Origin of the sequence: Flavobacterium sp. FlaQc-48, from assembly GCF_044007335.1 — a bacterium.
Taxonomy (GTDB): domain Bacteria; phylum Bacteroidota; class Bacteroidia; order Flavobacteriales; family Flavobacteriaceae; genus Flavobacterium.
Genome location: NZ_JBIPCR010000003.1, coordinates 465263 through 489843, shown reverse-complemented (window position 1 = coordinate 489843; position 24581 = coordinate 465263). Strand labels below are relative to the sequence as shown.

Here is a 24581-nt window from a genome sequence, read left to right as displayed (position 1 = left end):
AGGTTTTGGAAACCTGTTAGGATAAAAACTCAAGATTTTTTATTCATCTATTAAATAAATTTCATTAACTACTCCTTCATAAACTATTCTCCTTTCATCATGACAAAACTTGAAGTTTTCTAATCCTCCAAATAAATTCAGAATAAAATCCCTATCAATACTTGTGATTCTTTCAGATAAATAAGAACGATAAGATGAATGTCTATAATTTTCAAAATGTTCCGTAAATTTATGTTTAACAGGATTCAGATGAACATATATTATTAACTGTCTTAAATAATTTTCATCTTCTATTCTGTTTCTCTGCAGGTGTTCTTGAAATAAACTTCCGGTTCTATTATAGGCTTTATTGATACTTTTGGAATACGAATTAAATAAATTCGAAAATGGTAAATGAATTTTTTCTCTTAATTTTTCAGAAACGTCAACTTTATCTTTTATCCTTAACACGATGTGAAAATGATTCTTAAGCAAGCAATACGCATAAATATCTGCGATGAGTAAAATGTATTTCTTTACTTTTTCCAGAAAATAATTATAGTTTTTTTCTTCAATAAAAATATTCTCTTTGTTATTTCCTCTATTATAAATATGATAATATTGTCCCGCTTCTAAAATATCCTTCTTCACCTTCAATGAACTTTTAAATTATTTCTTTATTTTTTTATTATCCTAACAGGTTTCTAAAACCTGTTAGGTATGTTTTTTTGGAACTTTATTCTTATTTTACGACTTCGTACAAGTACCTAACAGGTTTTGGAAACTTTTTACGTATGTTTTTTTAGAACTTTATTTTTACTGTAAAACTTTATACAAATACCTAACAGGTTTTGGAAACCTGTTAGGATACGTAGTCCAATACAAATTTATTTCACCACCTCAACCCAGAATCCTTTTGTTCTGGCAAGGAATGTATTATCATACATGGCCTCGCATTGTAGTCCAGGCAAGTAATAATTCCCTAAATAAGATGCATTCAGCAGGATCCTGAAAACTTTTGTTTCTCTTGCTTTCATTCCAAAATAGAAATTAGTTCTGTCATCACGAATATCAATATAGTCTGCGATATTGTTTGTCGCATCTCCATAATCGGTGAAACGGGTATTTACAATCTCAAATCCGGAAGGCAGAATTTGTGACAATGCGACATTCTGAACACTTTCATTTCTTTGATTTTTAACGGTAACCTCAGCAATAAATTCGGTTCCCTGACTAATTTTAGAAACATTAATAACGTTCCCTTTTCTGTTTTTGAAAACAATAGCTGCCGAAACATCGCTCTGAATTACATTTTCCTGTCCTATTGGTAATATTCCTGTATTTAAAACACGAACATAGATTGTATTACTCTTATTATTTTTCAGCGTAACACTATTAGCACCCGATTGTACCACCAAACTTCTGTCTGCTATTGTTTTTTGTGTATTGATCGTTTCGCCTTTTCCATTTTTGCTAAACTGAACATTGATTCCTTTTGGACCATTACTCACTGCAAATTTAGACATCGCATATAAACAGTAAGCAGTGGTTTGTGTACTCATCCACTCATTATTCGACATTTCTTTGGCTAATTTTGATGCCATTGTAAATGCTTTTTGTTTTTGTCCTAAAAGCAACATGGTTTCTAAAGCCATTGCCCTGTTTCTTTCGCTTGAACCATAATAATAGTAATTATAATCATTGGATTCATTGTCTATACTAGTATTCAATAACAAGCTTTGTCCCGCCGATTTTTGTCCTGCCAAAACATAAGCTGCTGCCAAACGTAACTTGCTTTCATTTGAAATACCTTTTGTTTCACGCAATCTGTTCATTGATGATAAGTCGGCATTTCCTGCCAGTGCCAGTGTGTACAATCTGTAAGCCTGGGCTAAATCATTTCCGTACTTTGGTTCAAAGCGCCATTGTTTGGCTTCTTTTTGCTGATAGGAAATCCATTTTGATTTGAAATTTATAGGCAATACATATCCTTTTTTCTCTGCTTCTATCAGAAAATGTCCCGCGTATGAGGTCCCCCAATCATCAGCAATCGTGTTGCCCTGCCAGTAAGGCAATCCGCCATTCGACAACTGAAAAGTTCCTAATCTCGTAATTCCTGCAGTAATATTTTTTTGAATGATCCCTTTTCGGGTTGCGTCTAAATCGACAACATCATTTAAAAACAACTGTGGAAAAACAGATGAAGTCGTCTGCTCTACGCAACCATGAGGATATTGAATAAGAAATTGCAATCTTCCATTCAAATTAATGGTTGGCATTGACGAAACTTCTAATCTTGCTTTATTACTTCCTGCAACTCCAAAGGTTTGCCATGAAATGGTTTTGGTACTGTTAGGAGCCAAAATCACATCGGTATAAGTACTGGTCACCGGATTTGGATTGGTCATATCAATCTCTACATCGTAAACTGACTTTTCTTTTCCTGAAGTAGCAACAACCTGCACTTTACCAATTCCCGTTGCCGATCCTACTACTAAATTAAAATAAGCCATTTTCTCATCAGGCTGTGCAAAAGTCAACGATTGTGTTGCACTTCCCATTACTTTTAAACCATTGCTCGTTTTGAGCTGAATGGTAACATTTTTAATATTCTTCTCGGTTGCAAAAACGGTAACCGGAATGGTTACTTTTTCTGAAGGCGAAATTTTTCTTGGCAATGAAGCTAAAACCATCAAAGGACTACGTACCGGAGTGGCTTTTTCAACACTTCCGTATGCGCTTGTACCGGCGTCACCGGCTACCACCATAGTTCGAACGGAACCAATGTATTTGGGTAATTTTAACTGATGCGATTTGGTTTGTCCTTTTTCTAATTTAAACGGACCGTAATACAATACAACAGGTTTAAAACGGTTGGCTTTTTTGGCTTTGCCTCCGCCTAAGTCCTGATCTCCCCCAATACTGAAAATCTGATTTATTTTTCCGCCATAAGCCCCAATAACATCATCATAAATATCCCATGTTTTTACGCCTAAAGCTTCACGAACATAAAAGCTATCCCAGGCATTTGGCGTTTTAAAACGGGTTAAATCCAATAAACCTTCATCGACAACGGCAATCGTATAGGTCATTTCTTTGCCTGTTTTCTCCCCTACTTTTACTGTAAAGGTTTGCTCAGGTTTTAAAACATCCGGCATCGAAAGTGTCGGTGCCAGGATGGTGTTTTTATCCACCACTTCAATCGGAACAATTCCATACATACGAATAGGAGAATCATTTTTAGTCGAAGCGTGTGGTTGTAATAACGTGATATTAAAATAGACATTTGGAGCCATTGCAGCTGTAATTGGCACTTCTACTTTAGTTTCTCCCTGTTTTGTTTTGGCCCAAAGTGTTTGTACTACCCTTGATCCGTTTTCGATCGAAATTAATGCACGTCCGCCTTCACTTGACGGGAAAGAGATTTGTGCTTTTTCGCCCACTGCATAATTTTTCTTATCTGTTGAAAACACCAGCATATTGGCCGTCGAAGCGTCTCTGTTACGCGTTTTTCCGGACCAGATTGGCCAATCGATATTTACGGTCAAAGCGGTTGCATGGCCATCTGTATTGTCAGAAACACGAATTAAATAGCGTCCCCATTCTTCATCGGTTAAAGAAAATTGCACAGCACCTCTTCCGCTTGAATCTGTGTTGATGATGAAGGTTTTGTACGAAGTCGTTGCATTCGAAGAATTATAATTCGATAAATTATCCGTCGATGCATCCCACCACCAGCGCCAATCAACTTTGAACACTTTTACTTCCAGGTTTCGTACTGATTTTGGCCTTCCGTTTTCATCCACTGTTACAATATCAAAACGATTATTTGTTCTCGTTTCGAGCATATTATATTTGTTCAGTTCCGGTGCTTTTATCCCTACATAAGTTTTATACGGAGAATAAGTTGTAGCAATAACATCTGTGCTAAAATCTCCTCCTTCTTCATATACTTTTGTAATGAACGAGGCGCGAAGCATTCCAGGTGCCTGACCTTGTAGTTTCGGCTCAATGTTTACTGTCGCTTTTCCGTTTTCATTTAGTTTTCCGGAGAAAACATTAATTTCTTCTGTACTAAACTGACGTACCAAATCATCAAAACTAAATTTCTCATATCCTTTAAAAGTGGTTGTTTGTTGCGAAAACTTAGCCTGCATTTCTACATTCAGGTTTTTCGCAATAGCGCCATGAAGCCAGGTAACCTCAAGATTACTGGTATTTGGATATGATGATGAAAGTGTTTTTCTGGAGAAATTATTTTTAATTTTTAAACGATTCGGTTTGATCGTTTCAATTTTAATGCTTTTGTAAAACTTAGCACCGCCCACGCTTATCATCGCTTCCCAATTTCCTGTTGGCGCATCGGCACTTGTTGGCACTATAAAGCTGTAATGGTTTAATTCATTGGTTTTCTGGATGGTCTGATACGTTGTTTTACCATTTGGATCATTCAGTCTAAACTTGATGGGATGTGATTTAGGCAATTTATTTGATGCATCGTTTAAGATAAACGACAAATACAAATTATCTCCCGGGCGCCAGACACCACGCTCTCCGTAAATAAATCCTTTTAACCCTTTTTGCAACGTTTCGCCGGCCACATCAAAATTACTCACAGACAATGAAAGACCATCATCCAGTTTTACGTAAGTCGATTGATCACCTAAGGAAACTATGGCAAAATAGGCAAATTTATCCAGTTGAAAAGATGCAATTCCTTCGCTGCTTGTTGCGGCTGTAGCTATTTTTTGCTGTTGATAGGTATATAACTCTACTTTGGCATTCGAAACAGGTTCAGTCGTTACTATATTATTTACAGCAAACAAATAGGATTTGTTCTCGCCTCTTTTGGCAATTACGCCCAGATCTGTAGCTAAAATATTGGTCGCTATTCTCGCATTATAGTAATAGGAACTTGTGCAAGGATCCTGACTTTCTCGCCAGTTGTAATCGTCATAGTAATAATCGTCATAAGAGTTTCCGCTATAGTTTACATCATTTTCATCCACATCTTCTTCCTCTTCGTCATTTTCATCTGCTTCAGAAGTTTCGCACTTGTATAAGGAGTATTTCTTTTTATAGGCAAATTCTACTCTGTAAATCGCACCCGGTTCCGGCGTAATTATTTTGGATAAATCCAAAGCAAATGTATTCCATTTTGCAGGGTTCACTAAACTGCTTTCGTTTAATTTGAGCGTGGTTTTAGCCACGGGCTGAGCTACTTTTTTAAGGTTCTGACTTCCGTTTAATTCATTATACTGAAGAAACTGAAGAATATTGTTTTTGTAAATCTTATACACTTTAACATCAACGGCACTTAGGTTTACAGCTTCAAAATTTAGTTTTAGGTTATTTGAACTTGGCAGGATCGTTCCGTTTTTAATAAAACGGACACTTGGTTTGATTTGGTCAAAAGTAATTTTCTCACTGTAATTTGAGTCCATTTTTTTTCCGTACTGACTTTCGATTCCCTGAAAAACTTCGATTAGTAAATCGCCGGCTACAATTTGTTCCGGCTCTGCTTCTTCATTTTGAACTACTTCTACTGCATCATCGACTACTGCAGCGGCGCTGTCTACGACAACTGCTGCCGAATCAACAAGCGCAACTGCCGATTCTTCTACGACAACAGGAACCGGAGTTTCTTTTTTGGCCGGGACTTCGTTACTAAAATAGACTTTTAGTACATTGCCCTGAGTAGCGAATTTTAAATTATTGGTATTCTGAATCGAAACCAATCCTTTAAAATCCTGTCCTTTTTCTAATGGTTCTGAGAAATTAATCAAAACAGACTTATTGCTTCCTTCCGGAACGTCGACTTTTACGATTTTAAATTCGTTTATACTGGAAACGGCATAATCTATTTGCCCTTTCTGATCAATATCAACATCATGACCATCATACACGATTTCCAGATTGGTTGCTTCTGAATATCGCTGAATACTATCGATTATAAAATTGAATTCTTTAGCAGAACCCGATTTTTTTTCGAATTTAATTTTAAGGTTATTTCCTTTTTGATTGGCCGAAACTAGTTTTATAGCAGTTTCAACATCGATGTTATCTGCTGTTTTTAAAACGCAGTTCAGATATTGGTATTCTTTACTGTACGACTGAATATCTGCCGTATTTATAGTAAAATCCTGTTTGATGGTTTTTACCGTAAAGTTAAATTTAGAAAGTTGTGCCTCTTTCTCTTTCGGAATTGTAATGAGTTTATCCAGATTTAAAGTAACCTGATATTCTGTTCCCGGTTTTAGCTTTTTCTCCGGAATAAAGGCAACGGTATTGGTTGAAAGTGCTATCACTTTTCCGTCGACACTTGGCGAAATATCAAACAAATCACTGTCCAGAACCTGATTGGCTTTCCAGTCTTTTTTATCGAAAGCCAAAACTACCCGAATATCAGATTCCGAAGAGACAATTCCCCCCGTAAAACTGACTATATAATCCTTAAATAGTGAAAAATCGGAATTAAAATCGGCAGCTGATTTTCTACCGCAAGATTGAAAAATAAAAAACACACAAAACACGAGAACTAATCCTTTTGCTTTCACTTTTATTAGAATTATAAGGTTACAGATTTATAAATTGACAGACCGTTTTTAACTACTTCTGGTTAAATGCATAACTAAGGGTTTGCCAATTATATTGTAGTAAATATAAAGTATTTTTCTAAATATTTTAAGAGGAAAATTCAGTAGGTACTATTATTTAAAATAGAGGAATATTTCTTAAATAATTAGCATGATATTTAGTTTTATAAGAAGCTATTTCCAGCTATCCGCTTGTATCTTTTCCTTGCTAAAGAAGCCAGAAAAAGGATACCGCTCCTATCTGGGCTAAGGCATTCGTTTTCATAAGATTATTTTTCTTCATTTCGACCTACATTATTCACGACGTCTGTATACAACGCGTGTTGGAGATTTGGGCCTGTCTAATATATCTTTAGTTACAATTATTTGGGAGATATTGCTCCAAGCATTGCCTGCATTAATTTCACCATTTGCTCATTCCATGTTTCAAGAGAAATATCTTCTTTCATATTCTTAACTATTAAATTACTAATGCTGATCTATAAAAATGTATTCCGTTTTATCTTATAATCATTCCGGGAATATCCTTAAGCAATTTCTTAAGATCGTCTATTCCTATTTCAGCTTTTTTTGATATTTCTTCTGCATTCCCCAAAGAAACCGTACAGAGAGAACTAACATCTGTATAGATATCCAAGGTTATACCTAATTTCACTCCCCATTGTCTGGATAATACATACTCACGTGCCTGTGATGGATTAATGATTGAAAAGCAGGGCCAAATTGGCAAAATCAATTGTTCAGCCTGGCATTCAAAAACTCTGGAGTGATGTATGGTTGCCTCTGAAAAATCACAATTGATTATTTTTCCTTCATATATCTCCTCTTTGTGACCAAAATCAACTCCATTATAAAATCCCAAGAACTTTACTTCATCGAATATGGTACGACTAAACTCAGTATTGGTTAAAGACTTCTTTTGATGAAATATTCCGCCAATCATTTCTACTCCTGCAAAAATTATCGCGCTGCCCGTGCAATAATTAATTATTGTGCAGTTTTCAAGTCTTAAATCAGGACCTAATTGATGAACAAATTTTTCTGGTTTAAGAGTTATAATGGTATCTTTAATTATTTGATCTCTAAGTTTCATGATTTAAAAAAAACAAAATATTATATTCTGAAAAAATATTTTTCAATAAGCAACATTAAAAAAGCAACTAAAACCCTAAAAATTAAGACATTATTCTCTTAACCAAAAACGTTTCATTAAAACCTTTGATCTGGAAAACGTAAATTTTTACATTTCTGTTCCAACCTTAGACAACACTTTATCCAGTTCTACAAAATGGGCTTCTGTATTTGCTGCATAAAAAAGTTGATTAGCAGCCATTATCACAATCACATCATCATCGTAATTACCATAAAAGCTTATTCCACCAAGCCATTGCATAAACGAAAAGCCTTTGTTTTTGAAGTTTTTACGAATAAATCCTAACTCATCATCTTCTAATTCACGAAATGTATTACAGGGAAATTCCAACCCAAAACCCGCCTGAAGATATGCCATTGCAGTAAAAAAGTCGATTAAAGTTTCTGTTTCCTGATTCCATTCTTCCTCATCATAACTCATATACACAGACGGATTTGGTTTCGACAAATCATCTTTATGAATTCCCCAAACACAAGCTTTTTGATTTTCAGCATAAAATATCAAATAATCATCATGTTTATAATTTTGGAAATGCTCCGGTACAATTAATGAATCCTGTGTATGATTCAGGTTTTGAATCTTACCCAATTCAGCATAATAATCCATAAATATTTTCGGAAGATTTCCAAAAATGTTTTTTACAATTTGAATTTCATCATTATTAAAACCATTAGGTTCTTCAATATGAAATAACTTTTTAATTGTTGAAAAATCAGTCATAATATTAATCTATTAAATTCAAAAGCTCTGTAGCACGATTAAACTCAAAATCCAATAAATCATTTAAATCATTGTTAGAACTGTTCAGAACTTTCTTCAGGTAAATCTTCGCTTCAATAAATTTATCTTCTCCAAATAGAAAATCTCCAAGACAAACTAATCCTCTAATCAAGTTAATATAATCTGCTTTTTTTTCAGCTTCATCAATAATTTCACGAAGTAAAATTTCAGCTTCCTTATTATTTCCTTTGTCTAATAATAAAAGTGCTTTATTAAATTTTTGATCAATATTCATATTATATATTGTTATAACTTATTAGAATTTTACAACTACAATGAAGTCAACAAATATAATATCTTAATTATCATTTAGGTAAAAATCCTACAATAAATTACTTCCTTCTCTCCACAAAAAACCTTTTCATTAAATCGGCTGCTTCATTTGCCATAACGCCGGAAACTACAGTAGTTTTAGGATGCAGTTTTGTTCCCATAACCATAAAACCACGTTGTTCGTCACGGGCACCAAAAACAATTTTAGAAATTTGGCTCCAGTACAAAGCGCCTGCACACATCTGGCAAGGTTCGAGTGTAACATAAAGTGTACAATCTTTTAGATATTTTCCGCCCAGAAAGTTTGCGGCGGCAGTTATCGATTGCATTTCGGCATGAGCGGTAACGTCATTGAGTAACTCCGTTAAATTATGACTGCTTGCAATGACTCTGTCAGCCACCACAATAATGGCTCCAACAGGAATTTCGCCTTTATCAAAAGCCTTTTCAGCTTCCTGCAAAGCCTTTTTCATAAAATACTCGTCGGTGAAGGGATTTATCATGGTGGCAAAAATAAGGTTTTACTCTTTATTTTTTATTACATTTATTTTTTGATATTTATAAATGGAAAGAAAACACAAAATAACGATTCCGGAACCTTGCCATGAAAACTGGGATACAATGACGCCTAAAGATAATGGCCGTTTTTGTATGAGTTGTTCTAAAACCGTTGTCGATTTTACAACTATGTTACCGGATGAAGTTCAGCATTTTTTTATTCAAAATCAAAATACCAATATTTGCGGAAGATTTAAGAAATCTCAGTTAGATACGATCACCATTCAAATTCCAAGTCAGGTTTTATATACACAAAGGCATTATCACAAAATGTTTTTACTGGCATTGTTTATTGCTATGGGAACAACTTTATTTAGTTGTGCCGACAAAGACGGTAACAAACAAAAAATTGATAAGGTAGAAGTGGTTGAAGATCATACTCCAACAGAACATATTTCTGTTGGTGATATAAAAATCAGTAATTCAAACGACACTCTTTTACCGCCTCCACCTCCACCAAAAACAGATCAGGTTAAATTTGTGAAGTCAATTATAAATGATCATTCAAGCACTTCAAAATCAAAAACAAAAAAGAAAATAGCGAACAATAAAAAAATTAAATTCGTTCCACCTGTTCCTACAAATTGCACAGAGATTACTCCTGACAAATCTTTATCAAAAAGAAGCGATAAAAATAAAATAGCTAAAGATTCTATTGTAGAAAATGAAGTTTATTATATGGGAGCAGCAATAGAAACAAAGCCCGGCTACCCCAATGGAATTGATAATTTTTATCAATTATTTATAAAAGAATTTAAACGCCCGGAAGAAACTAAAGATTTAAGAGATCGAATTATAGTTTCCTTTGTGATAGAAAAAGATGGCTCACTTTCAACTTTTGATTTTTCAGAAAATACAGACTCAAAAATAAAAACCGAAATAATGCGTGCTTTAAAAAAATTACCTAATTGGGTACCAGGTACGCAAAATGGCAAAAAAACAAGAACAAAATATAGTATGCCAATAGCATTTGAAAAAGACGCTACTGAAAATTCAAAGCAATAAGTTTAAATTTAAAACCGTAAATTTGCTTTTTACCTTACAATGAAAAGCAACTTACTTTCAGACATACACAATCCCGCTGATTTACGCTTATTAACCGAAGCGCAACTTCCTCAAATTGCACAAGAGTTACGCCAATTTATTATTGATGTGGTATCTGTAAAAGAAGGACATTTGGGCGCTAGTCTTGGTGTTATTGAATTGACAATTGCGCTGCATTATGTTTTTAATACTCCTGAAGACTTATTGGTTTGGGATGTAGGGCATCAGGCGTACGGGCATAAAATTCTGACTGAAAGAAGAGAAAATTTTCATACCAACAGGCAAATTGACGGTATTTCAGGTTTCCCTAAAAGAAGCGAAAGTATTTATGATACTTTTGGTGTAGGGCATTCTTCGACCTCTATTTCGGCAGCCTTGGGAATGGCCATTGCCTCCCAATTAAAAGGCGATCCCGACAAACAACATATTGCTGTAATTGGGGATGCTTCTATTGCATCGGGAATGGCTTTTGAGGGTTTAAATCATGCCGGCGTTACAGATGCTAACTTATTAGTTATTTTAAATGATAATGCTATTGGGATTGATCCAAGTGTTGGTGCACTCAAAAAGTACCTTACCGCTGTAAAAAAAGGAAAAAATCCGAGGCAGAATAACATGATCAAATCTTTGAATTTTGATTATTCCGGCCCTGTAGACGGACATGATCTTCCGGCTTTAATCAAAGAACTAAAACGATTAAAAAAGATAAAAGGCCCTAAATTTCTTCATATTGTGACTACTAAAGGAAAAGGGTTACAACAAGCCGAAGAAAATCAGGTAAAATATCATGCGCCCGGTAAATTTGACGCTTCGACCGGAGAAATCCTTTTAAAATCTGAAGAGAATCTTCCTCCTAAATATCAGGACGTTTTTGGGCTGACTATTTTAGATTTAGCCCGCAAAAATAAAAACATTATTGGCATCACACCTGCAATGCCATCCGGAAGCTCTCTGAAATTTATGATGGATGAAATTCCGGAACGTGCTTTTGATGTTGGAATTGCCGAGCAACACGCTGTAACTCTTGCTGCCGGAATGGCGACTCAGGGTATGGTGGTGTATTGCACTATTTATTCGACTTTTTTACAACGCGCCTACGATCAGGTGATTCACGATGTGGCTTTGCAGGATTTACCGGTTATTTTTTGTTTAGACCGTGCAGGGTTGGTAGGCGAAGACGGGGCAACGCATCATGGGGTTTTTGATATTGCTTATTTACGGGCAATCCCAAACCTGATTATCTATGCCCCTATCAATGAAATTGCATTGCAAAATATCTTATATACGGCTCAATTAGGCTTAGATCATCCTATTGCAATACGATATCCAAGAGGTCGCGGGGTTATCCCAAATTGGGAAGTAGAAAATTTCGGACATTATGAAAAAATTAAAATCGGGCAGGGAAATTGCCTGAAAGAAGGAACAAAAACGGCTGTTTTATCTACCGGAACAATTGGAAATAATGTGACTCTGGCTATTCCTGAATGTTGCAATTCCGATACTATTGCCCATTTTGACTTTCCTTTCATTAAACCATTAGATATCAAACTACTAACCACTATTTTTTCTGATTTCGAAAGGATCATTACGATTGAGGACGGAACTATAAATGGCGGTTTTGGAAGCGCAGTTTTAGAGTTTGCCGCCGCCCATAATTTTAGAAATAAGGTGGATATTTTAGGCGTGCCGGACGTGTTTATTGAGCATGGAACGGTAAGTCAATTACAACAATTGTGTAAAATTGACGTTAAAAGTTTGATAAATCTTTTTTCTAACGAGACAAAATAATTATTTTGCGCTACCAAAAAAAAACTAAAATTATAATGAAATTATTGCGTTCTACCCTTTTGCTTCTATTGCTTTTGTGTACCTCACATAACTTTGCCCAAATTATACAAACAACTTTAGACCCAAATCAATTACCAAAACTGCCTTCGAACTGGACTAAAAAAAACCAGCTTGGTTTTGATATTTCAGAGATTGCTTTTGTCAACTGGAGTGCGGGGGGAACAAGTTCAATTTCGGGTTTATTTAAAGGTGAATTTGGAAGAACTTATATCAAAGGAAATCATAAGTGGGCGAACGAACTTATTGTAAAATACGGTTTAAATAAACAAGACGGTACAGAACTTCGAAAGACAGATGACGCTCTTATGCTGAATTCCACTTATGGATTCAGAAAAGATACGCTCTCAAATTGGTTTTATTCGGCAAAATTCAATTTTAATACACAATTCACCAACGGATACAATTATCCAAACCGGGACATTGCCATCTCCAAACCTTTTGCACCGGCGTATGTGTTTTTAGGGGCCGGAGCCGAAAACTCAAACAAACAGAAAAACAGAACATTTTACTTCTCTCCTATTACATTAAAAACCACTTTGGTTTTAGATCAGTATTTAGCCAATCAGGGATCTTTTGGTGTTAAAAAAGCAATTTATGCGCCTGATCCGCTTAATCCTAACAATCAAATTCTGATTGAAGAGGGACAAAAAGTTAAGGCCGAATTTGGTATTCTGTTTACAGGATATATGAAAAATGAGATTTACAAAAACATTTTTTATGAAAACAGACTGAGCTTGTATACCGATTATCTGAATAAATTTGGAAATGTCGATGTGGATTACGACACCCGTTTAGATCTTGTGGTAAATGCTTATGTAAAAGCAAATATTGGCATTCATTTAGTGTATGATGACGACATTAAAACGAAAAAAGATGTTGTTGATCCGGTAACGGGATCTACTTCTCAGGTTAATGACGGGCCAAGAGCGCAGCTAAGGCAAGTTTTAGGCGTAGGCCTTGTATATGCTTTTCAATAATACAAACATAATTGCTCCTTTTAAGAGCCTAAAAAACACCCCATAAAAAAAATGTTTTTATGGGGTATTTTATTTTTTGGCAAGACCAGGTAGTCTTTTTAATTATTTTTTCGTCCGTTAATCGTTTCGAACAATTCTAACGCATTTCCATCTGTCAATAAAGAAACATAATGACAAATGTGCAGCAAACGTTCGTATAAATTGTTTTTATCCAGGTGATGCTTTTCCGGCAGCATCTTCAAAAGCAGTTTATCGTAGTTTGAAGCTGTTCCTTCGTATTTGTTATTAAAAGCCGTTATAAATTTATCCAGTAAGGTCTGAATGATTTGATAGCCCACAATTTCTTTCTCGATAACTTCGCGGCTCTGATAAATTTTGTCAACGCTTAAGTTGATAATATCATTCATTTGTGCTTTGTATTTGCTTTTATCAGTTAAGGCAAAAGGAAAATTACCTGCCAGGATAGCTTCCTCATTTTCAACAAAAACATTTACGGCATCATTAATCAAAGTTCCAATGGCAAGTGCACGTAAATAACTAATACGATCTTCTTTAGTCGTTAACGTTTTGTATTTGGCCACTCCAATATTATCTTTTACAAGTTTGATTAAATATTCTAAGGCATAATCTTCAGATACTAACCCCAAATTTATACCATCTTCAAAATCAATAATAGTATAGCAAATATCATCGGCTGCTTCAACTAAATAGGCTAAAGGATGTCTTTCGAAACCAATATGATCTCCTGATTTATTGGCAATCAGCCCCATGTCTTTGGCTACTTCCTCAAAAAATGTTTTATCCGTCTGAAAAAAGCCGTATTTTTTATCTGCAATAGCATTTGTTGGCTTTTTAGGCAAACTCTCTTTTGGATATTTCATAAAAGCACCCAAAGTGGCGTATGAAATCCGAAGTCCGCCTTCGATTCCCGGACGACTTGCAGTCAATACCGAAAAACCATTGGCATTTCCTTCAAAATCAATTAAGTCCTGCCATTGTTTTGCAGTCAGTTGCTCTTTGTATTTTAAACCGTTTCCTATTGAAAAATATTCTCCAATAGCTTTTTCACCGGAATGTCCAAAAGGAGGATTACCAATATCATGTGCTAAAGAGGCCGCCGCCACGATAGCGCCAAAATCGTTCATGTGATATCCGTGAACTTCTTTTAAATACGGGTATTTTTCGATTATTTTTTTTCCCACCAAACGCCCTAAAGAACGTCCCACAACCGAAACTTCGAGACTGTGTGTCAATCGGGTATGTACGAAATCTGTTTTTGAAAGCGGGATAACCTGTGTTTTATCCTGTAAAGAACGAAAAGCTGCCGAAAAAATAATTCGGTCATAATCAACTTCAAACCCCAATCTCGTATCATCTTGTTCTACACGTAATCTTTTGCTTGTATCGCCTTGGCGTTTTAGTGATAAAAGTTGTTCCCAGTTCATTTTTCAATTTTAGATTTGTGATTTTAGATTTTAGATTGAGAATCTAAACGTCAAAAATACATTTTATTTTAGGATAATATTGAATAAAAACAGACCCCAAATCAATTTGGTTTAAAAGATCAAATGTTTTGCTCTCCTCGAATTTCAAGATTTTTCACGAATTAATTTAGGCACAATGATTTGTATTAATTAGTGAGATTGCTTCGCCTGTTTGCTCTCGCACGGGTCATGGCAAAAAAACCTAAACATCAATCATAAAAAAATCATCTGATCTGTGGCAAAATATTATTTTACCATTCTTAAAACTCTAATGCAGTGCTATGCTTAATTTCTCCCATTACAAAAATACTGTTAGTATTCCCGATGTTTTCTATGGTTGATAATTTATTCATGACAAAATCCTGATAACTCGTCATGTCCTGAACGAGTATTTTGAGCATAAAATCGTAGTCTCCTGCAATGTTGTAACATTCTATAATTTCAGGAAGTGCGACGATATCCTTTACAAAATTGCTCCCTACATTTTTTGCATGTTCTTTTAATCTTACATTACAAAAAACAGTCATGCCGCGATTCATTTTTTTCTTATCCAGTAATGCCACATATTTGGTAATATACGCGTCACGTTCTAATCGTTTTATTCGCTCATAAACAGGGGTAACGGTCAGGAATAATTTACTTGCAAGGTCTTTTGTATTGATATTTGAGTTCTCCTGAAGGTGTTTCAGGATCAGCCCCGGGATGAAACTAAAAAAGCCTTAATCGAAATGGTTGCCGCAGCTCAGGAAATGAGAGCAACAGTGGAAAACCCTGTTAGTCTGTAATTTTTATTTAATTATATTTTTGTTTTTTTTTGCCAACGGGTGGAGTCGAAATTCTTGTAGTTATGATTTCTTCGACTTCACTGATGTTGGCATTTTATACTTATAGCCAGGCTTACATTACAGCACTATCTTATGGCTTATTTTATCATAAAATAGCGGTCTAATTGCTATGAAATAATTTGAAACAGGCTAAAAAAAACAATAGAGACAACCAAAAGGCTGTCTCTATTTTCATTAAAATTAAAAAAAAAATCTACATGCAATCTAACTAAACTCTAACTATTTGTATCTCCAAAAGTGGATGTTTTACGGGTATCTTTCATTAAACTGTAAACAATCAGTGATATAAAAATACAACCTGTAACATACCAGTAAAAATAGGTTTCGTGTCCGGCATCTTTAAACCAAAGCGCAATATATTCTGCAGTTCCGCCAAAAAGGGCGACAGTTACAGAGTAAGGAAAACCAACTCCAAGTGCACGAATTTCTGTTGGAAATAATTCGGCCTTAACCACTGCATTTATCGAAGTGTAACCACTTACGATTACTAAAGCAATCATGATATATCCAAAAGCTTCCCATTTTCCGGAAGCATTCGAAACCGCTGTCAATAAAGGATATGTGGCTAAAGTTCCTAATATTCCAAAGGCTAACAGCAATGGTTTTCGTCCTATTTTATCAGATAATAATCCGAAAATTGGCTGGATTAGAGCAAAAATCAACAGGGACAAAAAGGTAATCAATGTTGACTCGTCTTTGGTTAAATGCACCGTATTCACCAGGAATTTTTGCATATATGTACTATAGGTGTAAAAAGCAATGGTTCCTCCTAAAGTAAGTCCTACCACGGTCGCCAATGCTTTTGGATGGCGCATCAATTCTCTTAATGAGCCACTTTTCTTTTTAACCACCTCTTCGTCAGTACCTTCTGATTTTTTAAATGCAGTCGTTTCATCCATGTGGCTTCGCAGGTATAAGGCCACTAAAGACAACGCTGCGCCGATAAAAAAGGGAACTCTCCAGCCCCATTCGTGCATTTGGTCTTCGGTCAAAAATAATTTTTGCATGGCAAGCTGAATTCCCAAAGCAATAAGCTGCCCGCCTATCAGGGTCACATATTGAAAACTGGAAAAGAACCCTCTGTGTTTGGCAGATGCCATTTCGCTCAAATAGGTTGCCGAAGTTCCATATTCACCACCAACACTTAACCCCTGAAGCAATCTTGCCACTAATAATAATATTGGCGCTAAAACCCCAATTGACTCGTACGAAGGTGTCAACGCGATTAAAAGGGATCCCAGGGACATCAGTAAAACCGATAATGTCATTGAGAATTTCCTTCCAACCCTGTCTGCAATACTTCCAAAAACCCAGCCTCCAATAGGACGCATTAAAAATCCTACTGCAAAAATTCCGGCTGTATTTAATAGTTGTGCAGTGCTATCACTTTTTGGAAAAAAAACAGGGGCAAAATAGATTGAAAATGCAGAATAGGCGTACCAATCGTACCATTCTACCAAATTTCCGATGGAACCGCTCATAATCGCTCTTAAACGACGAGCAGTTGACATTTGTTCAGTGGCTATGTGATTTACTGACATAATTTATAAATGTATTTTTATTAAAGATATATTTGAATACAGGCTAAAAATTCTCCTGCCCTTTTGAAAACTGTATTGGTTAAACCATCATATAAAGGACGGCTGGAATATTGCAAAGAAACTTTAGCATTTTGCCCGTCTAAAAGGAAATTTGTTCCCAGATCATAATAGTTTCCGCTTTGAGCAAGGGCTTCCATTTTTTTCAGGGTGTAGGCCGCATAAGGCTGAATTCTCAGTTTTTCACTAAATTTAGGCAGTAAAAACCCTGTTTGTGTGTACCAGATCTGCCCCGTTCCCAGAAGATATTTTGCATTACCAAATCCTTCTTTTGCCACGGTTCCTATAAAAGCCGGATCTGCAGTTCCCGGGTTCATCGATCCGGTAGTCCGGATATAATTGGGGCCAAAATCATAATCATACAGCACACTGTAAACAGAGAACGACATCTTTTTGTCTTTTGGCCCAACCGGAAGCTCTGCAAAGACATCTACACCTAATATATTGATATCGTGGCTTTCAAAAACACCTGCAGAAGGCTGTGTCAGCGTTCCGTCTTTTGTGGTATAAAATCCTGCCCCTACATTTAAAATTTTCTTTTCTCCCAGATAAGTTCCTGCCAAAAATGAGGTGGTTCTGTTTTCTGTATCAAAAAACTGATAGTCAAAATAACCTGCAAAAGACAACTTTCCACTTTTATTATTATCCAGGGCCCCGGCGCCAACTGCGGGCACCAGATTGGTCGCAAACGGCTTGTTTACATTGACCCTATAGGCTAGTTTCCTGTATTCTCCGTGGGCAAATATTCCCATTTGTCTGGCAAATTGATCCGAAACTTCAATTGTATTAAAATTGAAAACCGGTAAATCTGCTGTCAGCATCCTGTTCGAACTTGCATTTGTCAGACGGCTTACACCATTCCAGCTGTGCAGCCCGGCTCCAAGATACAAACTGAAATTATTTGCTTTTTTACTTTCGAAATCCATCGTCGGAATTACCGTAAACTCATTGTAGGCGTCATGAAAAAAGAAAGTGGCTTTTTTCCCCGCGCCATAAGCCCCTGTTCCGGTTCCTCCGCCGGCAATAAAAGACTGATTGTTGATTCCCATTTGTACAAAAAGCAAATACCTTGGAGAAAGTTGTGCTGTAGCCGTGATTCTCATTCTACGAATTCCTGCATCATAAGTAGTTTCCTGCGGGACGCCATTGACTGCTGTACCCGGATTGTTTTCAAGAGCACGAAGCCAGACTTGATTCCAAAAACCAAATTTCAAATATTTACTTCCGTCTTCATTGAATTTAATTTTCAAATCGCCAATAGGTTTCGTTTTAGGTTTTGGCTTTTCTATTGCAACAAAAGCAGAATCTTTAACCTCCTGCGATTGCATTTTCCCAAAAGTAACAACACAAATTGCGGTAACCAAAAAATTAAGTGATATTTTTTTCATATAATACATTTAAAATGAAACATAATTATTAAATAACTAACAAAACCGTGTTTTTGTTGATTACAAACTAATAGGATCATTTTGAAGCAATTTTGAAGCAAAGTTGTTTTTAATTTGAAATTTCAAACGTTTTCGCTAAAAAGTCTGAAAACATTACCGTTGCGCTTCCTGAAAAAATTTAATTTCAAGGACATGGAAGGAAGAAATGGAGGTATACGATATGGAATGGTGAAAAATTTCGCAGATTTTCTTCACAATAGACAATCCAATTCCGATTGAATTTAAGGATTGATTGTCTTTTTTAAATCGTTCAAATAACTCTTCTGTGGGAACTAAAGGAGGGTTGCCTGTATTTTTTATCCTCATTTTTGCAGCCGTAATTTCTACTTCAATTTCCCCGTTTATAAGATTATGGCGAATCGCATTGCTAAAAAGATTGTTCATCAGGATTCTGCCCAGTGTTTCATCCATCTGAATAATTACCTCTTTTTTGATCTTTTTTCTAAGACTGATATTTTTCATTTCCATTAAGTCTGAAAAGGAAATAATTGTTTCTTCGACAATTGCACTGATATTAATCGGGCTGTTTTTTTTGTTTTCAAAATTTTCAAGAGTGGTAAGCAGGGTGAGCGATTGATTTATTTTAGAAAGCTTTTCTAATTCGTCCATCATTGAAGTTAGTTTTATTAATTGTTGCTCATCGAGCCTGGATTGCATGAGTAACTCTATTTTAGCCTTGATTACGGCAATTGGAGTCTGTAATTCATGTGAGGCATTTTCAGAAAATTCTTTTAAAACCGTAAAATCTTTTTTTGCCTTTTCAGTCATTTTCTGCAAAAAATTATTGAGTTCCTGAAATTCAAGTGTGCTGGTTTTTTCAAATTTAAAATCTGTTTTCTGATTAATTGTAAAACGTTGAATAGATTGCAATGTCGAATTAAACGGCGAAAGAATGTATCCCGAAATGACTTCGCTTGAAATAATCACCATCGAAATCAGGAAAATAAAGGTCCAGGCAAAAACCATAAAAATCCCGTTCAGATAAATATTGTCTGCAATGATCATAAAAGTATGGCTGGTAATCTGATAGTATACAGCGTCTATTTTATGAAATGTAGTTAATTGCACATCGGTTACTGTGTCTTGCAGTTTTGTATTATAGACGGTTTTATACCTGACAATTTCATGATCATTTTCAATATTGGAATGCAGCTTTTTAATGCTCACATTGGTACGTGAATCATGTCCGGAAAAATCTTTTCCGCTTTCAATCTGTCTGGCAATAATGGCATTAAGGTTCTTTAACTGCCCAATGGTTGCCTGAGAGCTGCTTCGTTTCACAGCATTATAGACAATTGAAAAGCCAATAAGCAATGCAAAAAATGTGACTAAGGAGTACGCTTTTGTATAGCGATAATTTAACCGTGCCATTAACTGCTTATTTTGTATCCGAGTCCATAAACTGTGCTGATGTAATCCTGCCCGCCCGCATCTGTAATTTTTTTTCGAAGGTTTTTGACATGCTGATATACAAAATCGAAATTATCAAGATTGTCCGTGTAGTCGCCCCAAAGATGTGCTGCAATTGCCTGTCTTGAGAGAATTCTGTTTTGATTGTTAAGAAAGTAAATCAGTAAATTGGTTTCTTTTCGTGTAAGAACAATAGCGATTTCATTGATTTTGGTTTCCATAGAAAGCAGATCCACATAAATCTCATTGAATTCAATTCGGTTACTATTGCTGCTTTTATTATTTCTGCGGGTCACTGCCTTAATCCTCGAATATAATTCCGGAAGCGGAAAAGGTTTTGTAATGTAATCATCGGCACCTTCATCGAGACCTGTTATTTTAAAATCGAGAGAATTCTTTGCTGAAATTATAATAACACAACTCGGGATTTCCTCTTTTTTAATAAGCCTGAGCAAATTAATTCCGTTTCCGTCCGGAAGCATAATATCCAGAATAATACAGTCATAAGTAAACAAAACGAGTTTTTCCCTCGCTTCTTCGAAGGTATGCGCCATTTCACAAATATTATTTTCCTGAATTAGATAATCTGCAATACTTTTTATCAACTCCTGATTATCCTCAACTAAAAGTAATTTCATCCCACATTATTTTAAATCCATCTCCAATATGCAAAGTCTGATTAAAGAAATCTGCTTACACATCCTTACGGCTTGCAATTTATAAGATATTAAATACAAAACAATGCTTTTGTTTGAGAAAAATCTTTTTTTTACTCCACAAAGCCTTTTCAGCGGTCGTTTTTCGGTTTAAACTAAAAACAAACCTTATTGTAACAGTCTTATGGCTTACAGTGGGCTATCCGTTTTCTTTTTTCGCTATACTTTTGCTGAATTATACGGGATGATTTTTTTTATTCTTTTTTAAAGCTTACTAATAAAGTGCTTCTTATTCAACAAATTAGTAATCAGTCTGTACAAAATCAGCTTTTATAATTCATTAAACTCATACACTTAAAAAAAGAAGATTAGCTGTTTAATAAAATACAGAATTGTTATTATAAAATCATAAATAAAAATGAAACTTAAATTTTTTATCACACTTGTTTTCATAACATCACTAACAGCCAATGCGCAATTTGGCAAACTACTGGACAAAACGATTGATAAAGCAGTAGAAAAAATACAAAAGAAGAATACCGGCAAAAAAAATGATACTACGACATCAGAAACTGTTGAAGAAGTTGAATCCGGCCAAAACACAGGCATTTTTTCAGGATACGAAGTAATGACCAGTGAAGAATTTGGACAGAAACTTAAAACTAAATTCAAATTATTCTAACCGTTGATTATCCCTTTTAAAAAAGACACCTGTATGTTTTAACGCCTGTAAGCATAAAAACATATAGCAACCTGTGTTTAAATATCCATAACAGTATAATTATCAAAAACATAACGCAGTAATTTCTATGAAAACAATTAAACATTCACTTGGAACAAACTTAGATTGGGTACAATCGTTTGCAAAGAAGTTAGGAGGAAAATTTGAAAATAATTTTATAATTCCGGAAAAAAAGAGTAAGCTTCCGGAAACCCGATATGTCCTTGATTGCGGGGATGGCATTATTGCTTATTATGTTGATATGACTTATAATAAAAATTTTCGCTTTGTTCACGAAAACAAAACAAATGATTTTATAAGTCTCTATTACAACTTAACCGAAGGCGAGGGAGCCGTATTTGATGTAAATGACCGTTATAAAGTTGGACGCTGGCAATGTAACTTTGGAGTAGTTGACAGTAAAGTAAAAACAGAATATCATGTCCAGGCAGGGACTAAAACTTTTCTGCTGGCTATTTTCATAAAGAAAGAGACTATAACCTCCTTTGCAAAGGAAAACAACATCTCTTTTCAGCATATTCATAAAATAACAGATTCCGCAAAAAGCACTATAGTGCAATTTGACAGGATTAGTAATGAAAGTTATAATATTATAAATGATTTGCGCAAGTTAAAAGCCGGCGGACCAATATTTGACCTGAACCTAAAGGGGACTGTTCATTTGTTGCTTTGTAATTTTTTAAAAAAAATATCAAGTAATAAAATGATTTTACAATCTGTCAATGAATACGATTTATCCAATATAATCATGAGCCAGATGTATTTAATGGATAACATCGAGAATTATTTCCCGTCTATAAAAATGATGGCAGACAAAGCCAATATGTCGGAATCAAAATTTCAGGTTTTATTTAAAAAAATCACCGGTCTGACTCCTAATTCTTTTTTTATTGAAAACAAACTTTACAGGTCTAAAGAACTTATCGAAGAGCAGCAATTATCAATAGCAGAGGTTTCGAATAAGCTTAAGTTCTCCAATCATTCGTATTTCTCTTCCATATTTAAAAAGCATTTTGGGCTTTCGCCAAAAACGTTTGCCAAGCAATTATAAAAGCATCAGCACTATTTTTTTTAAAAGAGCTGTACTAAAGAGCTCTATATTAGTTATGAAAAAGTCCACACATTTTTACAGTTTAAACTCAGAGTGGCACTATCAACTGGCCCATGAAAAGGAAAGAAATGTTTTAAACAGGGAAATCGTTTTTCTACCGGAAACGCTTGGTCAGGGAAAATCTTATTTTACTCAAATTACATCGGGCATTTTTGTATTGTTTCTTGATTTTACGCTAACAAGCCCAATAAAAATAGATAGTCTTAAGTCTGAGAATGATTTTTATATTTTTCACTTTGATCTAAGTGAAAAAACCAATTTAATAAAGATACACAATATCGATTATAAAACCGGATCACCAGATGGTCCGGGCTTAGCCGTTTTAAGTAGCGATGCAGAGAGTTCTTTCAGGCCTGCCACAGGAGAAAGAACACTTGTACTGCGTTTGTTAATAGATAAAAAAGTGCTCAACGAATTTATTAAAAACTATCCTAATGAAGGTAATATTATCCGAAAAATGGCGCTTAATAAAAAACCTCTCCGCCATTATAATACAATCGATAGTGCCAGCATTTTGTTAATGGAATCGATTAAGAAAAAATCATATACTGAGGCCTTATTTGACTCTTATTTAAAAGGTGTTTCACTAAAATTACTGGGTAATTTTCTGAGCCGGTATTCTAATTCAAAAAATGAAAGAGATAAAATTTCAGATGTTGAAAAAAAAGCCATTATCAGAACAAAAGAATATCTCGTAAAAAACTTATATGGGGCATTTCCTTCTATAACTTTATTATCCAAAATGGCACGTATGTCGCCCTCCCGGTACATTCTTTTATTTAAGTTAGAATATGGTGCGACTCCAAATAATTTCTTTACCAAACAAAAAATGCTTTTATCCAATAAGCTTTTAAAAAGTGGCAATTACAATTCTTTAACTGAAGTAATGTATGAATTGAACTATAACAGACTGAACTATTTTTCTTCAAAATATTATGTGCTTTTTAATCGAAAACCTGCTGATGATTTTGTAAAAAAAGCAAATATCCGTTTATAAATATTTGCTTTTTCTATTTTTTTAATGCTCTCAATTCCGTGTTCTTTTTGAGAAAATTTATTTTGTTGCCAGTCTTAACTTTTTCTAACTTTTAGTCATGAACGGGATTTTGGGTACAAGGACAGTTGCTGATTGACTTGAGGAAATCAAATCCAATAGTTACCACATGTGTTCCGGAATTGTACGCCCCAATTTGATTCAGAGATGCCTGGTAAGAGTAACCAAAGTAAAAATCATACCTCCTGAAACCCACCATTGGACCAATCATTAACGGTTTAAGTGCCTGATCATTCAGGAAACGATACGAAACCCCTATCCAGTAATAATCTTCATAACGGTTGTATTGTCTAAACTTAAAGTTCAGATCGGTACTGGAACGTTTATCGCCTTCAAACAACTGATAATAAACTGATGGTTCAAATTCGATGCGGTTATTCTCTTTTCCTTTAAAAACATATCCGGTATAAATTTGATAATTTCGGAGCAAATTAGGCTCAACACCATCAAATTTATCAATTGGTTTGTTTAGAATATTACTTGCATTAAAGCTAAAATAAAATGCTTTATTGCGATACAAAGCCCCCACATCGAAGTTATTATTAGAAATCGATCTGTTGTCACTAATTCCGGGATCCGGAAGCGAATTTTCGTATGTTGGCCTGAATTGGTCAATATCAATCTTAAATGTATTGATATTGTAAGAAATACCAAAAGATAAGTATTGTTTTGAATAATAATCCAGGATCAGGTGATGTGCAAACGAGACTTTGGCCCCGGTTTGTTTTGTATATCCGTTTTTATCGTTATAAAGTGAGATTCCCACTCCGGAACGATCCAAAATCCGTATATCAGCATACAGCGACTGGTTATCTGGTGCGTCCTTGATACCCACCCACTGGGTAAGCCCATTGGCCCGTATCCTCAGGTTATCCCCAATACCTGCAAATGTTGGAGATACTACAAATGGGTTATCGGCAAGGTATTGTGTGAAAACGGGCAAATTTAACTCCTGGCTGTAACCTGATGTTACAGCCATAAGTAGAAATGATATGATGATTTTTTTCATTGTACTGTTAATTTAA

Annotated in this window: 19 protein-coding genes; 6 read left to right on the top strand and 13 right to left on the bottom strand. The window is 35.1% G+C overall.

Annotated features, from left to right (window positions below; all coding sequences use genetic code 11):
- Positions 1-39: 39 nt before the first annotated feature.
- From ACHRWY_RS07395 to ACHRWY_RS07370, 6 genes are all read right to left on the bottom strand, one after another.
- Positions 40-630 (bottom strand): transposase, encoded by a 591-nt coding sequence (locus ACHRWY_RS07395; RefSeq protein ID WP_395353619.1) that lies wholly within the window; start codon positions 628-630, stop codon positions 40-42.
- Positions 631-866: 236 nt separating this feature from the next.
- The gene (locus ACHRWY_RS07390; RefSeq protein ID WP_395353618.1) at positions 867-6536 is read right to left on the bottom strand and encodes an alpha-2-macroglobulin family protein; all 5670 of its coding nucleotides are present in this window, start codon (positions 6534-6536) and stop codon (positions 867-869) included.
- A gap of 538 nt (positions 6537-7074) precedes the next feature.
- A complete protein-coding gene (locus tag ACHRWY_RS07385) occupies positions 7075-7668 on the bottom strand; it encodes a hypothetical protein (RefSeq protein WP_395353617.1) in 594 nt (197 codons plus the stop codon).
- A 147-nt stretch (positions 7669-7815) separates the two neighbouring features.
- Positions 7816-8448, bottom strand: a complete 633-nt coding sequence (locus ACHRWY_RS07380; RefSeq protein ID WP_395353616.1) for a hypothetical protein — start codon at positions 8446-8448, stop codon at positions 7816-7818.
- A gap of 4 nt (positions 8449-8452) precedes the next feature.
- Positions 8453-8743: a hypothetical protein gene (locus tag ACHRWY_RS07375; RefSeq protein WP_395353615.1), complete on the bottom strand. Its 291-nt coding sequence runs from the start codon at positions 8741-8743 to the stop codon at positions 8453-8455.
- A 97-nt stretch (positions 8744-8840) separates the two neighbouring features.
- Entirely contained in the window at positions 8841-9284 is a 444-nt protein-coding gene (locus ACHRWY_RS07370; protein ID WP_395353614.1) for a nucleoside deaminase, read from the bottom strand.
- A gap of 61 nt (positions 9285-9345) precedes the next feature.
- Here ACHRWY_RS07370 and ACHRWY_RS07365 point away from each other — a divergent pair, with 61 nt between their 5' ends.
- From ACHRWY_RS07365 to ACHRWY_RS07355, 3 genes are read left to right on the top strand one after another with little or no spacing between them, the layout of a single operon-like run.
- Positions 9346-10344, top strand: a complete 999-nt coding sequence (locus ACHRWY_RS07365; protein WP_395353613.1) for an energy transducer TonB — start codon at positions 9346-9348, stop codon at positions 10342-10344.
- Between the two features lie 39 nt (positions 10345-10383).
- Positions 10384-12171, top strand: a complete 1788-nt coding sequence (locus ACHRWY_RS07360; protein ID WP_395353612.1) for a 1-deoxy-D-xylulose-5-phosphate synthase — start codon at positions 10384-10386, stop codon at positions 12169-12171.
- A 35-nt stretch (positions 12172-12206) separates the two neighbouring features.
- Positions 12207-13208, top strand: coding sequence for a DUF3078 domain-containing protein (locus tag ACHRWY_RS07355; protein WP_395353611.1), 1002 nt, complete (start codon positions 12207-12209; stop codon positions 13206-13208).
- Positions 13209-13306: 98 nt separating this feature from the next.
- On the opposite strand, the gene ACHRWY_RS07350 is transcribed toward ACHRWY_RS07355, so the two are convergent.
- The 6 genes from ACHRWY_RS07350 to ACHRWY_RS07325 form a co-directional block, all read right to left on the bottom strand.
- Positions 13307-14653, bottom strand: coding sequence for a deoxyguanosinetriphosphate triphosphohydrolase (locus tag ACHRWY_RS07350; protein WP_395353610.1), 1347 nt, complete (start codon positions 14651-14653; stop codon positions 13307-13309).
- Between the two features lie 299 nt (positions 14654-14952).
- The gene (locus ACHRWY_RS07345; protein WP_395353633.1) at positions 14953-15396 is read right to left on the bottom strand and encodes an Lrp/AsnC family transcriptional regulator; all 444 of its coding nucleotides are present in this window, start codon (positions 15394-15396) and stop codon (positions 14953-14955) included.
- A gap of 356 nt (positions 15397-15752) precedes the next feature.
- On the bottom strand, positions 15753-17078 hold the full coding sequence (locus tag ACHRWY_RS07340) for an MFS transporter (RefSeq protein ID WP_395353609.1): 1326 nt from the start codon (positions 17076-17078) through the stop codon (positions 15753-15755).
- A gap of 20 nt (positions 17079-17098) precedes the next feature.
- Positions 17099-18523 carry a porin gene (locus tag ACHRWY_RS07335; protein ID WP_395353608.1) on the bottom strand — a complete coding sequence of 475 codons (1425 nt, stop codon included), beginning with the start codon at positions 18521-18523 and terminating at the stop codon, positions 17099-17101.
- A 153-nt stretch (positions 18524-18676) separates the two neighbouring features.
- Complete coding sequence (locus ACHRWY_RS07330) at positions 18677-19954, bottom strand: sensor histidine kinase (protein ID WP_395353607.1); 1278 nt, start codon at positions 19952-19954, stop codon at positions 18677-18679.
- Positions 19954-20631, bottom strand: a complete 678-nt coding sequence (locus tag ACHRWY_RS07325) for a response regulator transcription factor (protein ID WP_395353605.1) — start codon at positions 20629-20631, stop codon at positions 19954-19956. The genes ACHRWY_RS07330 and ACHRWY_RS07325 overlap by 1 nt, the downstream gene beginning before the upstream one ends.
- Positions 20632-21067: 436 nt before the next feature.
- Between ACHRWY_RS07325 and ACHRWY_RS07320 the strand changes: the two genes are divergently transcribed.
- From ACHRWY_RS07320 to ACHRWY_RS07310, 3 genes are all read left to right on the top strand, one after another.
- Positions 21068-21331: a hypothetical protein gene (locus ACHRWY_RS07320; RefSeq protein WP_395353604.1), complete on the top strand. Its 264-nt coding sequence runs from the start codon at positions 21068-21070 to the stop codon at positions 21329-21331.
- Between the two features lie 127 nt (positions 21332-21458).
- On the top strand, positions 21459-22442 hold the full coding sequence (locus tag ACHRWY_RS07315; protein ID WP_395353603.1) for a helix-turn-helix transcriptional regulator: 984 nt from the start codon (positions 21459-21461) through the stop codon (positions 22440-22442).
- Between the two features lie 55 nt (positions 22443-22497).
- Complete coding sequence (locus ACHRWY_RS07310) at positions 22498-23499, top strand: helix-turn-helix domain-containing protein (protein WP_395353602.1); 1002 nt, start codon at positions 22498-22500, stop codon at positions 23497-23499.
- A gap of 91 nt (positions 23500-23590) precedes the next feature.
- Here the strand turns inward: ACHRWY_RS07310 and ACHRWY_RS07305 are convergent, their stop codons facing one another.
- The gene (locus ACHRWY_RS07305; protein WP_395353601.1) at positions 23591-24565 is read right to left on the bottom strand and encodes a type IX secretion system membrane protein PorP/SprF; all 975 of its coding nucleotides are present in this window, start codon (positions 24563-24565) and stop codon (positions 23591-23593) included.
- Positions 24566-24581 lie beyond the last annotated feature (16 nt).